Genomic DNA, 19823 nt, shown 5'->3' with positions numbered 1-19823 from the left:
GTTGGTCGCCGCGGACGGGACGATCAGCACGGTCGCCGGAACGGGCGCCGCCGGCTTCGGCGGAGACGACGGCCCGGCGACCGCGGCACAGCTGAACTGCCCTCTGGGACTGGCCGTCGGCGGCGGCGGTGTTCTCTACTTCTCCGACCACCACAACCACCGCGTCCGCATGGTCGCCGCGGACGGGACGATCAGCACGGTCGCCGGAACGGGCGCCGCCGGCTTCGGCGGAGACGACGGCCCGGCGACCGCGGCACAGCTGAACAATCCGGTCGGGCTGGCTGTGAGCCGCGCCGGCGCCCTCCACATCGCCGACCACGTCAACCACCGGCTCCGGAGAGTCGAGGCGGCGAGGGTGGCCGGCATGCCCGCGTCGGGCACGGAGGTCTCCTGGATGAACGTCCGCAGCAGGCTGCGGATGGGGGTCGACCGCGAGTCCCTCAAGGACGGCGCCGAGATCCATCAGGTGCTCGCCTCACCCAGGAGCCACCAGCGGTGGCGGCTGATCACGGCGGGCCAGGCGGACGGCGAGGTGCTGTACCGGATCGAGAACGTGCGCAGCGGCAAGGTTTTGGAGATCACCGACGCTCAAGGGGCGGCGGGGGCGGCGGTCGCACAGCGCGTCTACGAGGGCGGCGACGCGCACCACCAGCACTGGAGGCTGATCCCGGTCGGCCCGGTGACCGGCACGCCGCGGGTCTTCGAGATCGCCAACCACAGCAGCGGTCTGCTGTTGAGGGTCGACACCAACGCCCGCACGGTGATCAGGCAGCACGGTTCCGACGGCGACCACCAGGGCCGGCAGTGGCAGCTGCTGCCCGTATGACCGGCGCATGAGAAGGGGCAGGGGCGGTCTCGCCCCTGCCCGTCCGGTGTCTCCGGGTCCTATTCCTCTCAGCGGTCCGGCTTTTCCGCAGCGGCCTTCGGCGCCTTGGGTGCCTCTGGAGCCGCCGGTGCCTCCGGGGTTTTGGGGGGCTTGGCGAAGTCGTCCTTCTTCGGCCTGTTCCGGAGATCCTCGTCCTTCTTCAGGTCGCCGTGCTCCTTCACCGTCGCGCTCGCGTCCTGCATGCCGGCGGAGGCGGCCCTGGTGACCGAGCCGGGGTCCTGGGCGTACCGGGCCTGCGCGCCGGCGGACGCCTGGGCCGTCCGGATGAAGGAGCCGAGGAAGCCCAGGACGGCCCGCGCCTCGGGCGAGGTCTCCTGCACGGTCTTCGCGCGGGAGGAGGCGCCGTGGATGGCGGTGGTGAACAGGCTGGTGCTGGTGTCGTCGTACGTGCCCTCGTCGGAGTCCTCGAAGTCGACGCCCTCGCCCGGTCGGGCCTTCGTGCTGTCGGTGGTCACGGAGAAGAGACCCGCGTTCTTGCCGGCGGAGTCGAAGATGTTGTCGAACACCATGGTCGTCACCTCTGGTCGTCGTCGTGGGCGTAGGTGCCGCGTGGTCAGGGCTGCTTGTAGAGCGTCTGCAGGCTGGCGGTCAGGCTCTCGATGTCGAGCAGGGTGTGGTGGACGTCCAGCGCGGAGACGACCTCGGCCAGCCCCTTCATGCGGAAGCCACCTGGCGCCAGGTCGATGTCGTTGATGTCACGGGCGACCATGTGGCTGAGGCCTGGGTACGCGCCGGGCTGTGGAGGGGACAGGACCGTTGCCGGCACGGCGTACTGGACCGCGATCAGTCCGGAGAAGGTCACCGGGATCTCGTAGGTGTACTGCTTGCGGGTGCGCCGTTGGGTGACGATCGTCTGCACGCGGGAATTGGCCGGCACCTTGCCGGAGATCTGGGACTTCGAGGCCCAGCTGGTGTTCAGCGAACCACCGACGGTGGCAGCGATGCCCAGGGCCAGCTGGGCGTTGAGCGACGCGTTGCCGGTGGCGGTGCCCGAGGTCGTGAACCCCACCGAATTGGTCATCGTGTTCGACGAGGAGTTCGTCGCGGAGCTGCTCGCGGACGTCTCGGTGGTGTTGGCGTTGTCGACGCCGACGCTGTCCTTGCTGTTCTTGTTGGTCACCGTGTTGGCGTTCTTGTTCGCCGTCCCGTTCTGACACGAGGCCGCGAGCTGTGACTGCAGGTCCAGGCGGAGCTGGTTCTGCAGCTGCAGCTGCAGCGAGGCACCGATACTGCCGCCGAAGGTGAGTTTGGCGTCGCCGTGGAGCGACCAGGTGACCCCGTTGGAGACGGTGAAGTCCACCGAATCGGTGAAGGTCATCTCGGTACCGCTGCGGTTGACGTAGGTGCGGGAGGAGAACGTGTCGGGCGGGGGCTGGGCGATGTCGCCCCGCACCTCGATCAGTGGCTCCCCGAGGTTCATGTAGGCGAGCCAGCCCCGTTCGAACGCGGTCCCCGAAAAGGTGCCGAAGCTCGACTTGTTCACGGAGAACCCGACGGGTTTGTGCTTCACACCGGACGGGTCGGCGTAGACCAGGTTGGGGTGGTTCAGGATGGCCTGCCAGGCCTGCTCGATGTTGAGTTCCCGCAGGTTCTTCTTCGTCAGTGGCTGACGCCTGGCGTCTACCAGGCTGTATGCGGTGGAAGGCATTGACCCGTCCTCAACTAATTCAGCCGATCCGTGCTCGGTGAAATGTAAACAGAAATCGGCGCACGTTCCGACAGGCAAAATTACCGCGCGCCCCCTCCCCCGGAAAGACGGATCCGCATGTCACCCTCAATCGAGTGATCGATTTTAAGAAGTTACTTCCGAAACGCCGATGAAGTGACCTTTCTTCACCACCCGTCACTCGATCGATGACTTTTCGCCCCTCATGCCAACGGGTACCGTGAGCTCGATCATTGACACGGGTGAATTCCCCTTTTCAGTCATGAGCCGGTTTTCATGCACTTCTTCGGCGAGATCCGGCAAGTCAGCAGTGATGCGATGTTCCGGCCGTTGGATCGAGCGGCCGGAGCATTCTTCTCCCCCGTTGAGAACAGGTGAGGTTCGCGATGTACACCCAAGAGCGCACGGCGATGTCCAATCTGGTGGTCGGCGGGCCGGTGGCGGTGAACAGCTACGACAACGCGATCGTGGCGGCGCTGGTCGAGAATCGTCCGGTCATGCTCGTCCACGCCTTCAACGGCGGCTACCTGCGGCCCGCCGAGCTGGGCGAGGAGAGCCACGACAAGGGCGTCCAGCTGGCCACCGTCCTCGACGAGACCGTCAAGGAGGCCAAGGGCCATCTCTGGCACATCACCCCTGCCGGATTCTTCGGGCAGCGGCCCCTGTACTTCGTCGAGAGCGCCGCCGGCCAGGCGACGCCCGAGCCCGCCGGCGCGGGCGGAACCGACACCGGGCGCGGTGACGACGGCACGCCCAAGCCGCGGCGCAGGCGCATCACCGTCCACCAGGACGCCCCGCAGAGCACGGCCGACACCGTCCAGGTCGGCCTGCCCGACAAGGTCGGTGACAAGTGGCGGGGGAAGAACGGTGCGCCCGAGGACACCCAGCTCTGGGTCGTCACGGTCACGCCGTGGGGCGGCATCACCTTCGTGCCGATCACCCACCCCGACACCATCCTCGGCTTCAAGGACCACGCGGTGACGGCCAACAGCGAGGTCCGGCTCACCCACAACTGGGGCGGGGACTTCACCGGGACGGTCATCAACACGTTCTACCCGCGCCTGCCGAGCGAGTGGAACGTCCCGTACCACCACGTCTTCACGTGATCCGCGGCCACCGCCGTACGACAACCCGGTCCTCGACAACGTCCGCACCGCCTGGAAGAGGCACCACGATGCCCGTGCCCACCGAAGAACTGAAACTGGAGATCGTCAACGCCGCCACGGGGAAGATCCTCGACGGCAGGACCGCGCCGGGACAGGACGGGGCGCTCGTCGTCCGTGAGCTCCCCGAGGAGGGGCCGGCCCCGGAGCAGTGGCAGATCGTCCCCGTGCGGTCCGCGCAGGACGAACAGGTGTACGTGATCCGTAACGCCGCCGGGGGCAAGGCCCTTGAGCAGCCCGCCACCGCAGGCGGTGGCATCCGGCAGGGGGACGCGGCCGACGGAAAGAAGAGCCAGCAGTGGCGCCTCGTTCCCGTCGTCGGCGAAGCCGGCCTCTACTTCGTCGAGAGCGCGGCCGACGACACCGTCCTCGACCTCGACGCCGAGGCGACCGCCGAGAGCGGCATCCCTGTCGTCCTGCGCCCGTACGACGAGGACGCGGAAAGTCAGCGGTGGCGTCTCGTCCCGGCCGAGCCCGAGCGCGTCAGCGACCCCGTACTGCGCTGGGCACGGCTGGGGCACTGGAACGGCAGGCAGTCCTGGCGGCTGGCTCCCTCGCCGGCGCTGCGCCCCGCGCCCGACGCGACACCCTCGTTCAGCGATCTGCTGCGGGTCCTCGAGAAGTTCGGAACCGACCGGGACACCGGCGGCTGGAAGAGCGAAGGAGCCGCGCCCCGCCCCGGCGGACAAGCGGGCTCCTGGGCGGGGCTCGGCGCGCGGTTCCTCGCCGAGACCGCCGGGAAGGCGCCGGCGGACATCGTCGCGCTCAAGCCGGCCAAGGGGGTGGTGACGGCGGCTGCCAGGGGTGACGGCACGTTCGAGGACGAGGAGCGCGTCCTGCTCCCGCCCGCGCCCTCCTCGAACCCCGCGGACCTGTGGACCATGGCCGACGTCACGGGTGAAGGCAAGCCCGGCATCGTGGTGCTGGCAGCCGATGGTGTGCGGGTGTCCCTCCAGGAGGAGGACGGCACGTTCCCGCCCACCGGCGGCGAGCCGGCCCTCCGGGCGTTCGGCCATGGCGATCAGGCGGGGGGATGGTCGGCCGACCGGCATCCCCGTTTCCTCGCCGACACCACCGGCAACGGCCGGCTCGACATCGTCGGCTGCCACGACGACGGCGTCTGGATCTCCCTCCAGGACGAGGAGGGGACGTTCGCGCCACTGTCCGACGAGCCCGCTCTGCGGGCGTTCGGCCACGGCGAGAAGGCCGGCGGATGGTCGGCCGACCGGCATCCCCGCTTCCTCGCCGACACCACCGGCAACGGCCGGCTCGACATCGTCGGCTGCCACGACGACGGCGTCTGGATCTCCCTCCAGGACGAGGACGGCGTCTTCGCCGAACCCCTGTACGTCGTCGACGACTTCGGGACCGACCAGGGATGGGCCTCGGCGGAGGAGCATCCGCGGTTCCTGCTGAGCACCACCGGCGACGGTGCGACGGACATCATCGGCTTCGGCCCCCACGGAGTCGTCGTCGCGCGCGGCCTCGCGGACGGCACCTGCGAGACCCCGAAGCTCGTCCTGAACGACTTCGGCACCGCCCAGGGATGGACGGCCACGAAACACCTGCGCTTCCTCGCCGACGTCACCGGTGACGGCACCCCCGACATCGTCGGTTTCGGCGACGAAGGGGTCTGGGTGGCGCACAACCGCGGCGACGGCACGTTCGAACAGGCGCAACTGGTCTGCCGGGGCTTCGGGTACAACGACGACGCCGGTGCCTGGCGTGTCGGCCACCACCCCCGCTTCCTCGCCGACATCACCGGCGACGGACGCGTCGACATCATCGGCTTCGGAGGGCCGGGCGTGTACGTGGCCCGCAGCCTCTACCGCCGCTTCCGAACCCGCTGACCCCGCGCCCCCTTGATGCCGCCCGCTGCGAGCGCGACCTGCGCCGGCTCGCGGAGTGGACCGCGCCGCCCCGGCGCCGTGTGGACGCGGCGGGAAAAGTCACGGGGCGCCGGCGTCTCACCGCCTGCGGAGGGCGCCCCGCCCTCCGCAGGCTTCCGGTCCGGCGACCGGGTCCACCTCGCGTACGGCATGCCGTCCTCCAGCCGAACAGGCGGGGAGGCCGGGCGCCGGAGCGCGTGAGGAGTCCGGACGACCAGGCGGCCGGCGGTGAAGGGCGGTGGCACAGGGCGGGGGTACGCGTCCTGGGCCGGTGCGGGGCGCCGGGCATGCTGTAGGCATCGGCGATCAGCTCGGTGGAACGCAGCCGGCCGCGTGGGAGTGGGGCGACCGTGAGAGCGGATCTCCGGGAAGAGGTCCGGGGACCACCGCCTTCTGGTTGGATCGACGTATGAGCGAACCGACCATCTCTTTCCGGGATCAGGCCGAGTGGGAACGGTGGCTGGAGGAGCATCACGAAAGTGAACCCGGGGTGTGGGTGAAGATCGCGAAGAAGGCCAGTGGCCTTCCCAGCATCTCCTACAGCGAAGCGCTCGATGTGGCCCTCTGCTTCGGCTGGATCGACAGTCGGCGCGACAGAGTCGACGACCTGTACTGGCGGCAGCGTTTCACGCCACGGACCAAGAGGAGCCCTTGGTCCCAGGTGAACCGGGGGCGGGCCGAACGACTGGCCGCGGACGGCCGGATCCGGCCGGCGGGCCAACGGGAGATCGACGCCTCCAAGGCCGACGGACGCTGGGAGGCGGCCTACGCCTCGCAGAGCAAGAGCACCGTCCCGGACGACCTCCAGGAAGCTCTGCTGGAAATTCCCGAGGCGGCGGAATTCTTCGCCACTTTGGACAGTAGGAACAGGTACGCGATCCTGTATCGCGTACAGAGCGCCAAGAAACCCGAGACACGCGCCAAGCGGATCGAGAAGTTCGTCACCATGATGGCGAATCGCGAGTTGATTTATCCGTGACGATCCGTGGGCGGCGCCCGGCACGTCAGGGCCCCGCCTGTCCCTGCCGGGCCGGTTGCGGTCGGGGGGCGCCTCAGCCCGCGTCCGTCCTGCGGGGACGGTCAGGACATGGACAGCAGCCGTCGTAGGGCCCTTCCCCGGTGGTCCGGGTGGTCGCCACGTCGTACGCGGGCCCGGGCGTCACTCCCCTCCTCCTCGACCTGGCTGCGTGTGGTGTCACAGCATCTCGAAATCCTCGTAGTCGAAGCCAGGGGCGACGACACACGAGACCAGGACCGGTTCGTCGCCTGCTGGTTGTGCGGTCTGCCAGACGCCGGCGGGGACGCGGAACTGGGGCTTCTGCCCGCCTTCGATGTCGGGGCCCACCACGACGACGCCCGCCTCGTCGGGAGCGGCCGCGCTGCCGCCGAGCCGCAGGGTCAGCGGGCTGCCCCGGTGCCACAGCCACATTTCGTCCGAACGCAGCCGGTGCCAGCGGGAGACCTCACCGGGGTGGAGGAGGAAGTAGATGCCCGTCGCGAAAGGGCGCGGCCCCGCGAGCCCGTCCGGAACGGCTGTCGAGCCGGTCTCCCAGGTGCGCCGGAACCATCCGCCCTCGGGGTGCGGCTCCAGGCCGAGGCGCGTCACCAGCTCACAGATGTCGTTCATGAGCGAGCATTCTGGCGCATCTCGCTGATGTGGAACGCCGCCTTCGGCCCATCCGCGCCGACTGCGCCGGCGCCACCGCCCACCGGCAACCCGCAGGGCGTACGGCCTGACGGGGAGAAGAAGGAGCACCTCGGGGCGGTGCGGCGCGGTGGCGGCGCCTGGACGAGGTCCCTCATGGAGGCCGTGCGGGCGGGGCGGCCGGCCGCGGCGGGGGCTGCGGCCACCGTCCGTCACGCGCCTACTGCCAGCCCATGTTGCCCTGAGCCGTGGTGGTGGGGACGGACGGGGCCGGTTCGGCAGCTGCTGTCGAGGCGGCGAACAGCGGGGCGACGAGGGCGAGCGTGAGGACCGCGGCGGCCTGGGCGATGCGCATGCGGGACATGGGGTTCTTCCGTTCCTGGGTGGTGACGACACGTCGGGCACGTGTTCGGGATCGGTGGCGCCCCGCGGTGGCGCTTCCCGGTCCGAGTGCCTCGGGCGGGTGGTGTCCGTTCGGACGAGAACTACTGTCGCCGCACGCCGGCGGAGGTGAAAGGGCCGGCGCGTGGACGGAAACGGCAGCGGCCGTTTGTGTCCACCTGCGGTGGGGGCTGCCCCTGTCGATCGTCGGGCGGCCTGCGCGACGCCGGGCGTGCGGTGTTCCGCCGGACCGGCCCGGATCGGAGCTCCGGACGGTGCCTGGCCTCACTGCCCGTCGATGACGATGAGGGGGGCTTCCGCGCGCAGGAGAGTCCAGCCCGACAACTCGGGGCGGCTCGCCAGGAGCCGGGCGCAGACGGCCGCCGCGCTCGCTTCCGCCCGGGCCAGCGACTCGGCCAGGAGGAAGAGGCCCAGCACCGGCGCCGAGGGCATGTCACCGTGCACGCTGACGTGCTCCAGGCCCTCCCCGGGGCGGGCGCACCCGTAGACGAGTGCGCGTACGTCGGGTGGCAGTTCGCCGCCCTGGGCCGGCGGTCGCAAGTGCGCGTGTACGAGGTACATAACTCGTTCCTTCTGCCATCCCGCTGCGGGCATATGATGATCTTTGTGTGTGGGGGATGAGCACTTCCGGGGGGAATGACATGCTGTCTGCGCTGGGTCTCGACACGATGGCGGAGGCCGTCTACCGCGCCATGCTGGCCGCTCCGGGAGGCGGGGTCGCGGCCCTGGCCGCCCGCATCGGCGCGACGGAACAGCAGGTGCGTGACGGTCTCGACGTCCTCAGTGAGCTCGCGCTGGTCCGGCCGTCGGCCGGGAGCGGGGGTCTGCGCGCGGTGTCGCCCGACCTCGGGATGGAAGTCCTGATGGCCCGCCAGCAGGCCCGGATCGCGGCCCAGCAGCAGCGGTTGGAGGCCTCCCGCGCGGCGGCCGCCCAGTTGATCTCCGAGTACGCCGACCTGCGTCCCGCGGGCGCCAGCCCGGGGGTCGAGCAGTTGATCGGTCTCGACCAGATCCGGGACCGCCTCGCGCGGCTGACCCGTGAAGTGCGCCACGAGGTCATGACGTTCGCTCCCGGAGGCCCCCAGACGGAGGAGAACATCGCCGCGTCCCGGCCGCTGGACGCCGAGCTGCTGGGGCGCGGGGTGCGGACCAGGGTGGTGTACCTGGACAGTGTCCGCCACCACCGGCCGACCGTGGAGTACGCGCGCTGGACGGCCTCGTCGGGCGGGCAGGTCCGCACCGCGGCTTCCCTGCCCACCCGTCTGATCATCGTGGACCGGTCGACCGCCGTGATACCCGTGAGCAGTGAGGACACCGCCGGCGGCGCCGTCGTGCTGACCGGGCAGGGAACGCTGACCGCGCTGTGCGCCCTGTACGAGAGCGTCTGGGCCGCGGCGCAGCCGCTCGGGGAGGCGCCCGTCCGTGACGTCCACGGTCTGAGTGCGCAGGAGGCGGCCCTCATCTCCCTGCTCTCCGAGGGGCACACGGACGAGACGATCGGCAAGCGGCTGGGGGTGTCCACGCGGACGGCCCGGCGGATCGCGAACGATCTCATGGACCGGCTGGGCGCGCGCAGCCGGTTCGAGGCAGGTGTCCGGGCGGTGCAGCACGGATGGCTGCCCGCGCAGCCGGACTGAGTGCGCCCGGCCCGAGGGGCCGCCGTGGTCGGCGGGCGAGAACGGCGTGCGGGCCGCTGAGGGGTGTGCAGGCATCCTGATCCCGGATCGGGGTGGTGGCGGAGGGGTACGGGCCGGTGGTGCCGTCCCGTCGGCACCGCCCGGCGACCCCAGTCTTCACACGTCCCGCCGCCCGCGGAAGCCGGTCCCGCTGTCCTGAAGGGGCCTTGACCGCAAGCGTCCAGGCCGGCGGGCGTCTCCCGGACGCGCCGCGGCCCCCGACTCCTCGGTACGGCGCGGCGGCGGGAGACGTCCTGGCGCGTCGTGCTCTCCCGCCGACCGTCGGCACCTTCCGCCCGGCGCTCCCGACCGCGCGCGTTCATCCGCCCCCGACGCGGACGCGTCAGGCCGAGCCGGCGTGGGAGTACGCCGGGAAGTCCACCCGGCCAGAACGGGCCAGGGACGCTTCCGGCCATCCGAACCCCCTTCCCCTCGTGTTCCCGGCGCGCCGAGAGTGGTGATCGCCGCCAGGGAGCGCGGCGTGACCCGGCCGGCGTGCCGCAGGACACGTCACCGCGGGACTCACGTCCGAGTCCGACGCGACGCACCGGGGCGCGGCCACCGACCACGAGGGTCCGTGGGGCCGGGAGCACGTCCTGGCAGGGATCACACCGCAGGGGAAGGGAGTCGTGATGTCTCAACGCTCACGACAGTTCAGCAGACGTCAGATACTCGCCGCTTTCACGGGGGTGGCGGCAGCCTGTGTGCTGCCGGAGTGCACCGTGCTCTCCCGCCCGGCGTACGCGGCGGGCGGGGCCGCCTCCCTGCCGGCCGGATCCGGTCTGCCGGACACCGAGCGGGGCCGGGTCGTCTGGGCGTACCGGACGGGTGGTCGCGCCGTCCGCGCCGCGGCCGCCGCGGCTCTGGTCGGGACCGCGGCGGACGTCAGGGCGTTCCTCGACGAGAGGCTGCCTTCCGCCCGGGCCGAGGACAACCGGTTCACGCTCACCAGGTCGCTGGTGACGGCGGGCAGGGCGACCCGCGAGAGCATCGGCGCGGCACTGTCCGGCGGCACGGCGGCGGTGGAGGCGTACCTCATGGGCGGGTTCCAGGCCCCGGTGCGCGAGGACCTCAGGGTGGCCGTGACCACGGTCATGGCGCACGGTGGCCGTGCCGTGAAGCGTGAGGGTGCCGCCGCCCTGAACGCCGGGTCGGACTTCACGCTCCGCGCCTTCCTGAGCGGCAGGCAGTTCACCGCGCAGGAGGAGGACGAGCGGGTGCGGGTGACGTCGATCCTCGTGACGGCGTCGCCGCAGGTGCGGGAGTACGCGAAGCGGGCGCTGGACGACGGCACGCCGCGGGCGATCCGGTGGTTCCTGGAGACGGGCCAGTACATCGCCCGCGCCCGTGACGAGGAAGCGGCGACGATCCAGCAGCTGGTCAAGGTCGTCGAGGCGGAGGGGCAGCGCGCCGGCCGCAAGACCGACGAGGCCGTCGAGCTGTCGCAGCAGGCGGTCAAGGCCGCCGAGAACGCGAAGAAGGCGGCGCTGGAGGCGAAGGCCGAGGCCGAGGCCGCGGAGAACGACGTCCAGCGCTCCGCCAGGGCCGCGAACAAGGCGGCTCAGGCCGCCCGGGGCGCTGCGGCTGCCGCGGCGACCGCGGTGTCGGCCTCGCGGACGGCGCAGGCCGCCTCGCAGCGCTGCGTGTCCGCCGCGCAGGCGGCTGCCGCGGCAGCGGCGGCGGCGGGACGCGCCGCTGCTCAGGCCTACCATGCGGCGATCGGGGCCTCGAGGGACGCTTCGATGGCGGAGGCGGCCCGGACGGCGGCGCGGGCCGCGACGGCCATGGTCCAGTACGTCCGCACGGTGGCCCAGAAGGCGGGCCTCGCGGCCGTCGCCGCCGAAGCGGCCGAGGCCGCGGGCGCGGCCGCCGCCGGATCGGCGCTCAACGCGGCCTCGGCGGCCAGGGCGTCGGCCGACGCCGCCCTGGCCTCCGGCGCCGCGCGGTCCGAGGCTGCCACCGCGCAGCGGGAGGCCGCCGTGGCGGAGGCCGCCGCCGCCAGGGCGACGCAGGCCGCTGCCAAGTCCCGCTCCCTGGCCGGGCAGGCGGCGGCAGCCGCGCACGTGGCGCGCGAAGCGGCCGAGAGTGCCGCCGATCACGCCGAGAAGGCCGCCGCGCGGGCTCTGGACGCGGCGAACCACGCCGGCCAGGCGGTCGATTACGCCAACCGGTCGACCGAGGCCGCCAACGCGGCCGTCGATGCGGCGACCAAGGCCGCCGCGGCGGTCGAGAAGGCGCGCGAGGTGGAGCAGGCGGCACGTGCGGCCGAGACCGAAAGGCTGGCCGAGGAGACCGCCGAGGCGGTCGAGCGGGCGCGGCTGGAGGCGGACGCGGAGACGGGCCGGCTCGAACGGTACAACCGGGAGCGGACGCAGGAAGCGCGCCTGTCCGCGGAGTTGCTCGCGCTCATCGCCTCCGCGGAGGCCGCGCTGAAGGACGGCAGGACCGCCGAGGCCGTGGCAGCGGGGCGCAAGGCCGCGATCCAGCTCGTCGACCGGTCGGGCACGTGGACCCGGCAGGCCGCGGAGTTCGCTCTGGCCGGCTCGGACGAGGACGTCGTCCACTGGATCGACGCCGACCGCCTCATCGCCCTGCGGCAGGACAACATCGAGAACGTCGTGGCCATGGCCGCGATCTCCACGAGGAACGTGGCGCTGGCCGCGGTGGACGTGCTCAGGACCGAGGACCACGCCAAGGTCAGGACGTTCCTGGAGAGCGGCGCGATCGAGGCGGCCAAGGAGGACAACCGGGTCGAGGTGACGACGGTCCTGGCCGACGGGACCACCGGTTCGGCGGTGCGGCGTGCGGCCGTGGCGGCGCTGGAGGCCGGCACCGCCCGGGCTCTGCACGACTTCCTGCACGTCGAGCGCGCCAAGGCCGTCCACGAGGACGACCGCGTGGCGGCCACCACGCTGCTGCGGAACGGGGGCCCCTACGTCAGGGCGGCGGCCACGATCGCCCTCGAGGGCGACACGCACATACTGCACCAGTTCGTCGGCACCACGCAGTACGAGTTCGCGCGGATCGACCACGACCACGCCACGCACATCAGCGCGGTCCGGGCGATGATCGCGGGCGCCGCCAGGACGGCCCAGGAGGCGCAGGAGAACGCGGCACGGGCTTCCGAGGCCGCCGCCCTCGCACGCGACGCCGCCGCGAAGGCGACCGAGTGGGCGGAGCTCGCCAAGGGGTACGCCGCGGCCGCGAAGCTGTCCGCCGAGGAGGCGCGCAAGAACGCCGAGGCCGCCGAGGGATCCGCGGCCGAGGCCGCCCGCTCCGCCGAGACCGCGCGTCGGGCGGCCGCCGCGGCTCGTCAGGCGAGCAGCGTGGCCCGCAGCGCGGCGACGCGCGCCGTGCGGTCCGCCACCGAGGCCGCCGCCCACGCCGCGAACGCCGCCGCTTCGGCCGCGGCGGCCCGCCAGGCGTCGCTCGCGGCGGGCGCGAGCGCCGACGCGGCCGCGCAGTCGGCGCTGCGGGCCAAGCACCTCGTCGTCGAGGCCGCGCGGCAGGAGGCGATCCAGAAGGCGCTGGACAACGCGACGACCCCCATCAAGCCGGGCACGAACGGTCTGCCCGCGGGTGCCGAGAGCTGTCTGACGCCGTTCGGCAGGCCCGTCGAGTCCGGAAACGGCAACAACCCGTGGGAGCTGGGCTGGAGCTGGCTCACCGGCAAGGGCCCCACGTCGCAGTGCTTCGGCCCGAACGACGACTTCACCCGCGTCTACCGCGAGCACGAGCACACCCAGGAGGCGCTCGCCTTCTTCGCGAACCGTACGCGCACGGGTGAGTACGAGCTCGGCCACACGCTCAAGTACGACTACTCCCTCGGCGGGTTCGACGGTGCGTGGAAGTACCTCCAGGACTACGGGACGCTCTCCACGGCCGGTCTCACGGGCAACCTCGCGTACACGTTCCTGGGTTCCCACCAGGTCCGGATGACGCCCATCCGCAAGAACGCGGACGGCTCCGTCGTGTGGCGGTACACCGCCTACAACGAATCGGACATCGAATCCGCGACCCATCCTCCGGTCATCGGCTACACGGACTGGTGGAGCGACAGCGTCGGTTCGCTCGTCGACAAGATCGTCGGCGACACCGGTCCGATGTCGCCCAAGACCCAGGTGATCGAGTTCGACGTCACGCTGGGCCCGTGATGCCCGTGGCACGCGGGAGGGCGGGTGCCGGGTGGCTCGTCGCCCTCCTGACCACTGCCGCGTCGCTCGTCTCGGGGTGCACGGGCCCCGTCGACCCCGCCGGGCTTCCCGGCGTGTACCGCGACGACGGGACGGGTGCCGAGCTGCGGCTCGCATCCGACGGGACCTTCTCCGCCGTCGGCGTGGTGACGGACGGGACCTCCGGACCCGCGGACTTCACCGGCCGGTGGGAGTGGTTCGGTGACCGGGCGGGCAGCGACTTCGTCTACCTGTCGGTCGACAGCGGCGAGCTCGGCACGGTCGCCGGCATCCAGCTCTACCCGAGCGGGGGAAGCGCTGTGGAGTTCCGTCCGGACCCGGACGGACCGCCCTCCCTGAAGCTCACCAGAGCGGCAGCGCCGTAGCGGCTGTCCACCACCCCCTCCCCCGGACTTCGACTTTCCGGCCCACTTCTTTCCGCCCTCAACTTCGACCAAGGGGGTGCGGAGAACCCTCCCCACCCCCATCGACACCTACTTCGAGGAGATCCAGGACTGTGATGAACGCACGCAAGGCATGGACGCGCACTCTGGGAACCGCGACCGCGGCCGGCGCGCTGGCGTGGGCCGTGGTGGCCGCGGGCCAGCCCTCCGCCGCTCCCGCCAGCGAGCCCGTGGCCGAGACGGGGCCCGGGTACGCCATCGAGGACTACAACTACCCCGGCGCCGACAGGATTCTGGCCGAGCAGGGGATCGACCTGAAGCGGGGCGACGGCCACATCGTGCTCGCCGACTGCCTCAGCGAGGAGAACCTCCTCAGGTTCCTCGCCCGCGGCCGGGCCGACGTCTGCTTCAAGGTCACCGCCGACGAGGGCTTCCTGACGCTGCGGATCCCGTCGGTGCACGGCGTGCGGACCGACGATTCCGTCAACACCCACCTGGCGATGACCGCCGAGGACGACCGCGTCGAGTACGACATCCCCGCGAAGACGTGGGAAGGGGTCGGCGAGTCCGTGGACGGCCGGGAGCACGTCCTGGTCGAGATCCGGGTCACCAAGTAGACCGCCGCGACCGCGGGGCCGCCGGCCGGTCCCGTACCCGTACGACCGCACTTCTGCGCATTCGCCCACCGCATCCCGTTCTTGAAGGAAACCCCCATGTCTGCACTCCGTCCGCGCACGGCCCGCATCCCGGGTCTGCTCGTCACCACGACCGCCGTCGCCGCCGGCCTCGTTCCCGCCGGCGCCGCCCAGGCGGTCACCGGCCCTGAGGCGGCGACCGACCGGCACACCTCCGTCGTCAAGCTGAACATCGGCGACGAGGCGACCGGCCGAGGGTGCACCGGCTCCCTCGTCGACGCCTCGTGGGTCCTCACCGCCTCCAGCTGCTTCGCCGCGACGCCCGGTACCACGCTGCCGGCCGGTGCCCCCGCGCTGAAGTCCACCGTGACCCTGGCAGACGGCAAGCGGATCGAGGTCGCCGAGCTGGTCCCGCGCACCGACCGGGACGTCGTCATGGCCCGCCTGAAGACCCCTGCTGCGGGCCCCGCGGGCATCACGACGGCGAGCACCGCCCCGGGGGCGGACGCCGAGCTGACCGCCGTGGGTTTCGGACGGACCAGGACCGAGTGGGCGCCGGGCAAGCCCCACACCGGCGCGTTCACCCTGAACGGCTCCGACGCCACCACCCTGGCCATCACGGGGAAGGGTACGGACGCCGTCTGCAAGGGTGACACCGGCGGGCCGCTCCTGAACGCCGCGGGCGAGCTCGTCGGCATCAACAGCCGTTCCTGGCAGGGCGGCTGTCTGGCCACCGACCCGGCGGAAACCCGTACCGGCGCCGTCGCGGCCCGCACCGACGGGCTGCGCGAGTGGATCGACGGGGTGCGGGCCACGACGCCGGGCTGGCAGACGAAGGCACTCGTGCAGGCCGGAACCGGCCTCTACCAGGCCGTCCGGCTGTCCGACGGCTCCTGGACCGGATACACCGACCTCCAGGCCAAGGTCGGCAACCTGGGCGGGGTCCGCAGCACCGCCGCCGCCGGCGTCAACGGTGACACCCACGTACTGGCGATCAGCACCAGCGGCGGGCTGTTCCACACCGTCCGCAAGCAGGACGGCACGTGGACCGCCTTCGGGGACGTGTTCGGCGCGGCCAACGCCCTCGGCAACCTCACCCAGGTCTCCGCCGTCTCCATCGGCCACGACCTCCACGTCGTCGCCGTCGCCGACGGCAAGGCCTTCCACACCGTCCGCAACGGCGCGGGCAGCTGGACGCCCTTCCGCCAGATCAACGGCTCCCTCACGGGGGTGACCGCGTCGGCGGCCGCCAGTGTCCGGGGCGAGCTCCACGTAGGCCTCGTCAGCGCCGGCAAGCCGTACCACACCATCCGCCAGACCAGCGGGACGTGGCTCGGCTGGGGCAACGTGGCCCAGGCCGTCGGCCCCACCGGACCGGTGACCTCCCTCGGCATGGCCGGCACCGGCGACGAGACCCACCTCGTCATCGCCACCGACAACGGCACCCGCCAGTACCACACCATCCGCAACTTCAACGGGACGTGGGCACCGTGGGGTGATCTCAAGGGCGTCCTGGGCGTGGTGACCGCCAAGTCCGTCTCCGCGGCCGCCGTCAACGGCGAGGTCCAGGTCGCCGTCAGCACCACCGACGGCAAGCTGCTCCACACCGTCCGCCACACCGACCGCACCTGGGACGCACCGGTGACGGCGCCCCTCGTGGGGGTTCCCGCAGCCCCCGGCAACCTCGCCATGACCGCCACCTACACCGGCTGATCCTGAAGCGGGCGGCGCGCGGCTCCGGGCCGCGCGCCGGCACCGTGAGACGGGGGCGCCCCCGGCACCGTGCGTGCCGGGGGCGCCCCGTGGGCGTACCCCCACGCCTCTCCGCCGCGGCACCGAGGCGGTCCCCGTCCACGCCGCGGTCGTGCGACGCGAGGGGAGGCACGCCGCACGACGCGCCGCCGCTCTGGCACGCCCCCGCGGCGACACCATCATCGTCACTTACTGTCATGCCATGTCACCCTCTGCCTACGGCGGGTGAAGCTGATCAAGGAGACGCAGATGGAGTCGGCGGGAGACAGCACCTCTCCTCACGTCCACGCACCACGCCCGAGGGCGGACACCGCGCTGCCGGCAGCGGGGGTGGCCGCCGCGACGGCGCTGGCCGTGGCGGGTGTGCTCTACAACAGCTGGGTGCTGGAGGCCGTCCTGCCCACGGGCCTCGACCCACGGCACGCCTACGTCAGCGAGCTCTACGCGACGGGTCAGCCGTTCCGGCGGATCTTCGGCACGGCCGAGGTCATCTGCGCCGTGCTGCTGGGCTGGGGGGCCTGGCGATCACGTGCCGCGTGGGCGAGTTCGAGGGCCGAGGCCGGCGGCTGGTGGGCGCTGGTGGGTTTCGCGGTCTGGTCGTTGGCCGACGTGGCGGTGCCGATGGAGTGCGCTCCGTCGGCAGAGGACGGCTGCCGGGCCGTTCACCCCTGGCACACGCTGACCAGTGCCCTGGTCCACCTGTGTCTGTTCGTGTCCATGGCGCTGCTCGTCACCGCCGCCAGGAGAGGGCGTCGAGGGCTGGAGCCGGTGGGGCGGTGGGGGCCGTGGCTGCTGAGGGGCGCCCTCGTGAGCGCGCTGGCGACGGTCGGGGCGCTGCTCGGTCTGGCCGGTTGGCACGGGGTGGCACAGCGCGTGCATCTCCTGCTGGTCGGCCTGTGGTTCCTGCTGCTGGCCGGGGCGGTGGCACGAGACGGACGCCGGTGGGTGTCCCGAACCGGGACGCCGTCCGGCTGATGGAGAGTGTTCTGGGCGGACTCGCCGCCGCGTCGGCGGCCACCGTCTGTTTCGGCCTGGCCTCGGCCGTCCAGGCGCGTGCGGCCCGAGCCGAACACCATGACGCGCACGGCGGTGGTCTGGGGCTGGCGGCCAGGCTGATGAGGTCGGGGCCGTTCCTCATCGGAACGGCGCTGGACATGGGCGGGTTCGCGTTCAGTGTGATCGCCCTGCGCAGTCTGCCGCTGTTCGTCGTGCAGTCGGTCACCAACGCCAGCCTCGCGGTGACGGCCGTGGCCGCCGTCCGGCTGCTCAAGGTTCCCCTGCACGCCCGGGACGGTGCCGCCGTCGCCGTCGTGGTCGCCGGCCTCGTTCTCCTCGCCCTGGGATCGGGCCCGCAGGGCGCGACCTCCGCCGGCACGGCCTTCGACCTGATGCTGCTGGGCGTTCCTGTGGCCGCGCTCGCCCTCACCTCTCTCGCCACACGTCTGCGCGGGGGGAGAGCGGCCGTCGTCCTCGGGGCCCTGTCCGGTGTCGGATTCGGTGTCACCAGCCTGGCGGTGCGGGTGATGGACACCTCCAGCACGGCTGCCGTGCTCACCGACCCGGCGGCCTACGCCGTGGTCCTGGGCGGACTGGGCGGATACCTCAGCTACGTGCTGGCCCTGCGTCACGGGACGGTGTCCACGGCCACGGCCTCCGGCACGCTGGTGGAGGTGTGCGTTCCCGGGCTGGTCGGGATCCTGCTGCTGCACGACCAGACCCGGCCGGGATACGGCTGGCTGGCCCTGGCCGGTTTCCTCGTCGCGACCGCCGGAACCATCGCCCTGTCGCGTTTCGGTGAGGGCCACGCCTGAACCGGCCGGGGCCGGGCGCGAGTGCCCGGAGTGCCGGTCGGCTCCGCCGGACACGGCGCGTACAGAACTCGCCGGCGGCTCGCCGTTCACCGCCGACCGGGTGTCGGACGCCGAGGCCGGGGCATCGGGGGTGTATGGATGCGAAGTCAGTGGCCCTGCGGGGCCGGGGTCAGGCTCGGCGTGCGGCCGACAGCACGGCGATGGCGGTCGCGGCCCGAGCGGGTTTCACCGCCCGCGGGCTGATCTACGTACTCGTCGGGTTGATCGCCCTGCAGATCGCCTTCGGGACCGGTGGCAGCAGTGGGCGTCAGGCCGACCGGGGTGGCGCCCTGAGCGAGCTGGCCGGCCGGCCTTTCGGTGCGGCGCTGCTGTGGGGCGTCGGTGTCGCGTTCGCCGGCATGGCGGTGTGGCGCCTGTCCGAGGCGCTGTTCGGCGGGGCGGGCGAGGACGGCACCAAGGCGTCCAAGCGGGCGGCGGCAGCGGCCCGCTTCGTCTTCTACGCCTTCGTGTCCGTCACCGTGCTGGCCTACGCGGTGGGGAACACCGGCAGTGGCAGCGGGTCCTCCGACCAGCGCACCGACGACGTCACCGCCCGGGTGCTGATGTGGCCGGGCGGACAGTGGATCGTCGGCGCCGCCGGTGTGGCGGTGGTGGGTGCCGGACTGTGGATCTCGGTGCGGGCCCTGATGAGGAAGTTCCGTAAGCATCTGCGGACCGAGGCCATGTCGCCCAGGGCCCGCAAGATCACCGACTTCCTCGGGATGGTGGGCGGCGCGGCCCGGGGCGTCGTCTTCGCCGCCGCGGGTGTGTTCGCGCTCGTCGCGGCCGTCCAGCATCAGCCCGGAAAGGCCAAGGGCCTGGACGACACGCTGCGCTCGTTCGCGGACACGCCGGCCGGGCCCTGGCTGCTCACCCTGATCGCGCTCGGTCTCGTCGCGTTCGGCGCCTTCTCCTGGTGCAACGCACGCTGGCGCAAGGTCTGACCCCTTCCCCGCGTGCGGAGGTGGGCGCGGTGGCGCCGGGCTGATCCGCCGATCCGGCCGCCGCCCCGCGACCCTGGGGGTACCGGCGCCTGCCATGCGCGGTCCGCGTCAGGTCTGGTCGGCACCTGCCCGGCGTACACCGGGCAGGTGCGCCACGAGGAGGGTGAAGGCGGCCAGCGCGACGTTGCGGGCCGCGGCGTCCAGACCGTTCCAGTCGGAGGACTGCCACATGGCGAACCACTCGCCGCCGATCGCGATGAATCCCGCCCCGAAGAGCAGCAGCACCATCACCAGGCCCACCGTGCTCGCCGCGCGGGCGCGGTCGTACGTGCCGCGGCGCAGGCCCTGGAGCCAGAACCAGGTGGCGGCGAGGAGGACCGCCGCGGCGAGTGTCTCCCAGACGATGACGGCGATGTAGGCGGTGTTCTGGAGGGCGGGGGAGGTGACCGCCCGCCACATCAGGTCGGGGTCCTTGAACGTGGTGTCCATGCTCAGGACGTGCTGGACGAACTGCTGGTTGGTGCCGAAGTCCGTGATGTTCCCGAAGGCGACCAGGGTCATGTAGAGCGCGACGGTCGCGGTCAGCGCGGTCGCCGCGACGGGCGGCGCGCCCAGCCGGAGGAGCCGGTTCCGCGGGGTGCTCGGGGCGGTCGCCGGGGGGCGGGTGCCGGAGTTCGTGCCGGTCGGCCGGTGATCCTGTGCCATGGGTGTGTCCTCCCTCGGTCCCGCGGGCGGTGGG

At 72.2% G+C, this 19823-nt stretch carries 18 protein-coding genes; 12 read left to right on the top strand and 6 right to left on the bottom strand.

Annotated elements, in window-relative coordinates:
* Positions 1–826: RICIN domain-containing protein (locus ACFY60_RS23105; RefSeq protein WP_389459227.1), on the top strand; the 826-nt coding region annotated here is incomplete at its 5' end.
* A gap of 68 nt (positions 827–894) precedes the next feature.
* On the opposite strand, the gene ACFY60_RS23100 is transcribed toward ACFY60_RS23105, so the two are convergent.
* Both ACFY60_RS23100 and ACFY60_RS23095 read right to left on the bottom strand, forming a co-directional pair.
* Positions 895–1395, bottom strand: coding sequence for a hypothetical protein (locus ACFY60_RS23100; protein WP_388613082.1), 501 nt, complete (start codon positions 1393–1395; stop codon positions 895–897).
* A gap of 44 nt (positions 1396–1439) precedes the next feature.
* Positions 1440–2534 (bottom strand): hypothetical protein, encoded by a 1095-nt coding sequence (locus ACFY60_RS23095; protein WP_388613084.1) that lies wholly within the window; start codon positions 2532–2534, stop codon positions 1440–1442.
* Positions 2535–2938: 404 nt separating this feature from the next.
* Here ACFY60_RS23095 and ACFY60_RS23090 point away from each other — a divergent pair, with 404 nt between their 5' ends.
* The 3 genes from ACFY60_RS23090 (at position 2939) to ACFY60_RS23080 (ending at position 6583) form a co-directional block, all read left to right on the top strand.
* Complete coding sequence (locus ACFY60_RS23090) at positions 2939–3658, top strand: hypothetical protein (RefSeq protein WP_388613085.1); 720 nt, start codon at positions 2939–2941, stop codon at positions 3656–3658.
* Between the two features lie 68 nt (positions 3659–3726).
* A complete protein-coding gene (locus ACFY60_RS23085; RefSeq protein WP_388613086.1) occupies positions 3727–5565 on the top strand; it encodes an FG-GAP-like repeat-containing protein in 1839 nt (612 codons plus the stop codon).
* Between the two features lie 448 nt (positions 5566–6013).
* Entirely contained in the window at positions 6014–6583 is a 570-nt protein-coding gene (locus ACFY60_RS23080; RefSeq protein WP_388613088.1) for a YdeI family protein, read from the top strand.
* 216 nt (positions 6584–6799) lie between these two features.
* Here ACFY60_RS23080 and ACFY60_RS23075 read toward each other — a convergent pair whose 3' ends face one another.
* From ACFY60_RS23075 to ACFY60_RS23065, 3 genes are all read right to left on the bottom strand, one after another.
* On the bottom strand, positions 6800–7231 hold the full coding sequence (locus ACFY60_RS23075) for a cupin domain-containing protein (protein WP_388613089.1): 432 nt from the start codon (positions 7229–7231) through the stop codon (positions 6800–6802).
* 238 nt (positions 7232–7469) lie between these two features.
* A complete protein-coding gene (locus ACFY60_RS23070; protein WP_388613091.1) occupies positions 7470–7613 on the bottom strand; it encodes a hypothetical protein in 144 nt (47 codons plus the stop codon).
* 302 nt (positions 7614–7915) lie between these two features.
* Complete coding sequence (locus ACFY60_RS23065) at positions 7916–8212, bottom strand: hypothetical protein (RefSeq protein ID WP_388613093.1); 297 nt, start codon at positions 8210–8212, stop codon at positions 7916–7918.
* A gap of 80 nt (positions 8213–8292) precedes the next feature.
* Between ACFY60_RS23065 and ACFY60_RS23060 the strand changes: the two genes are divergently transcribed.
* From ACFY60_RS23060 to ACFY60_RS23025, 8 genes are all read left to right on the top strand, one after another.
* Entirely contained in the window at positions 8293–9288 is a 996-nt protein-coding gene (locus tag ACFY60_RS23060; RefSeq protein ID WP_388613095.1) for a helix-turn-helix transcriptional regulator, read from the top strand.
* Between the two features lie 671 nt (positions 9289–9959).
* Positions 9960–13481, top strand: coding sequence for an ALF repeat-containing protein (locus ACFY60_RS23055; protein ID WP_388613097.1), 3522 nt, complete (start codon positions 9960–9962; stop codon positions 13479–13481).
* Complete coding sequence (locus ACFY60_RS23050; RefSeq protein ID WP_388613495.1) at positions 13481–13885, top strand: hypothetical protein; 405 nt, start codon at positions 13481–13483, stop codon at positions 13883–13885. Before ACFY60_RS23055 ends, ACFY60_RS23050 begins: the two co-directional genes overlap by 1 nt.
* A gap of 134 nt (positions 13886–14019) precedes the next feature.
* Positions 14020–14520: a hypothetical protein gene (locus ACFY60_RS23045; RefSeq protein WP_388613099.1), complete on the top strand. Its 501-nt coding sequence runs from the start codon at positions 14020–14022 to the stop codon at positions 14518–14520.
* A gap of 96 nt (positions 14521–14616) precedes the next feature.
* A complete protein-coding gene (locus ACFY60_RS23040; RefSeq protein WP_388613101.1) occupies positions 14617–16251 on the top strand; it encodes a trypsin-like serine protease in 1635 nt (544 codons plus the stop codon).
* Between the two features lie 264 nt (positions 16252–16515).
* Positions 16516–17265 carry a DUF998 domain-containing protein gene (locus tag ACFY60_RS23035; RefSeq protein ID WP_388613102.1) on the top strand — a complete coding sequence of 250 codons (750 nt, stop codon included), beginning with the start codon at positions 16516–16518 and terminating at the stop codon, positions 17263–17265.
* Positions 17265–18101 (top strand): hypothetical protein, encoded by an 837-nt coding sequence (locus ACFY60_RS23030; protein WP_388613104.1) that lies wholly within the window; start codon positions 17265–17267, stop codon positions 18099–18101. The genes ACFY60_RS23035 and ACFY60_RS23030 overlap by 1 nt, the downstream gene beginning before the upstream one ends.
* A 134-nt stretch (positions 18102–18235) precedes the next feature.
* The gene (locus ACFY60_RS23025) at positions 18236–19084 is read left to right on the top strand and encodes a DUF1206 domain-containing protein (protein ID WP_388613106.1); all 849 of its coding nucleotides are present in this window, start codon (positions 18236–18238) and stop codon (positions 19082–19084) included.
* A gap of 108 nt (positions 19085–19192) precedes the next feature.
* Here ACFY60_RS23025 and ACFY60_RS23020 read toward each other — a convergent pair whose 3' ends face one another.
* On the bottom strand, positions 19193–19789 hold the full coding sequence (locus tag ACFY60_RS23020) for a DUF2165 domain-containing protein (protein WP_388613108.1): 597 nt from the start codon (positions 19787–19789) through the stop codon (positions 19193–19195).
* Positions 19790–19823: the final 34 nt, after the last annotated feature.

It is taken from the genome of Streptomyces sp. NPDC012827 (assembly GCF_042900905.1).
In the GTDB taxonomy this organism is placed as follows: domain Bacteria; phylum Actinomycetota; class Actinomycetes; order Streptomycetales; family Streptomycetaceae; genus Streptomyces; species Streptomyces gulbargensis.
Note: the sequence above shows the minus strand (reverse complement) of the source record. Positions and strands in the feature narration are given on the sequence as shown.

Excerpts from the sequence above, each read along its gene's own strand:
- ACFY60_RS23045 (WP_388613099.1), top strand. The coding sequence starts at position 14,020 with ATGAACGCACGCAAGGCATGGACGCGCACTCTGGGAACCGCGACCGCG.
- ACFY60_RS23085 (WP_388613086.1), top strand. The coding sequence starts at position 3,727 with ATGCCCGTGCCCACCGAAGAACTGAAACTGGAGATCGTCAACGCCGCC.
- ACFY60_RS23055 (WP_388613097.1), top strand. The coding sequence starts at position 9,960 with ATGTCTCAACGCTCACGACAGTTCAGCAGACGTCAGATACTCGCCGCT.
- ACFY60_RS23020 (WP_388613108.1), bottom strand. The coding sequence starts at position 19,789 with ATGGCACAGGATCACCGGCCGACCGGCACGAACTCCGGCACCCGCCCC.
- ACFY60_RS23040 (WP_388613101.1), top strand. The coding sequence starts at position 14,617 with ATGTCTGCACTCCGTCCGCGCACGGCCCGCATCCCGGGTCTGCTCGTC.
- ACFY60_RS23065 (WP_388613093.1), bottom strand. The coding sequence starts at position 8,212 with ATGTACCTCGTACACGCGCACTTGCGACCGCCGGCCCAGGGCGGCGAA.
- ACFY60_RS23060 (WP_388613095.1), top strand. The coding sequence starts at position 8,293 with ATGCTGTCTGCGCTGGGTCTCGACACGATGGCGGAGGCCGTCTACCGC.
- ACFY60_RS23095 (WP_388613084.1), bottom strand. The coding sequence starts at position 2,534 with ATGCCTTCCACCGCATACAGCCTGGTAGACGCCAGGCGTCAGCCACTG.
- ACFY60_RS23030 (WP_388613104.1), top strand. The coding sequence starts at position 17,265 with ATGGAGAGTGTTCTGGGCGGACTCGCCGCCGCGTCGGCGGCCACCGTC.
- ACFY60_RS23070 (WP_388613091.1), bottom strand. The coding sequence starts at position 7,613 with ATGTCCCGCATGCGCATCGCCCAGGCCGCCGCGGTCCTCACGCTCGCC.
- ACFY60_RS23050 (WP_388613495.1), top strand. The coding sequence starts at position 13,481 with ATGCCCGTGGCACGCGGGAGGGCGGGTGCCGGGTGGCTCGTCGCCCTC.
- ACFY60_RS23025 (WP_388613106.1), top strand. The coding sequence starts at position 18,236 with ATGGATGCGAAGTCAGTGGCCCTGCGGGGCCGGGGTCAGGCTCGGCGT.
- ACFY60_RS23075 (WP_388613089.1), bottom strand. The coding sequence starts at position 7,231 with ATGAACGACATCTGTGAGCTGGTGACGCGCCTCGGCCTGGAGCCGCAC.
- ACFY60_RS23100 (WP_388613082.1), bottom strand. The coding sequence starts at position 1,395 with ATGGTGTTCGACAACATCTTCGACTCCGCCGGCAAGAACGCGGGTCTC.
- ACFY60_RS23090 (WP_388613085.1), top strand. The coding sequence starts at position 2,939 with ATGTACACCCAAGAGCGCACGGCGATGTCCAATCTGGTGGTCGGCGGG.
- ACFY60_RS23080 (WP_388613088.1), top strand. The coding sequence starts at position 6,014 with ATGAGCGAACCGACCATCTCTTTCCGGGATCAGGCCGAGTGGGAACGG.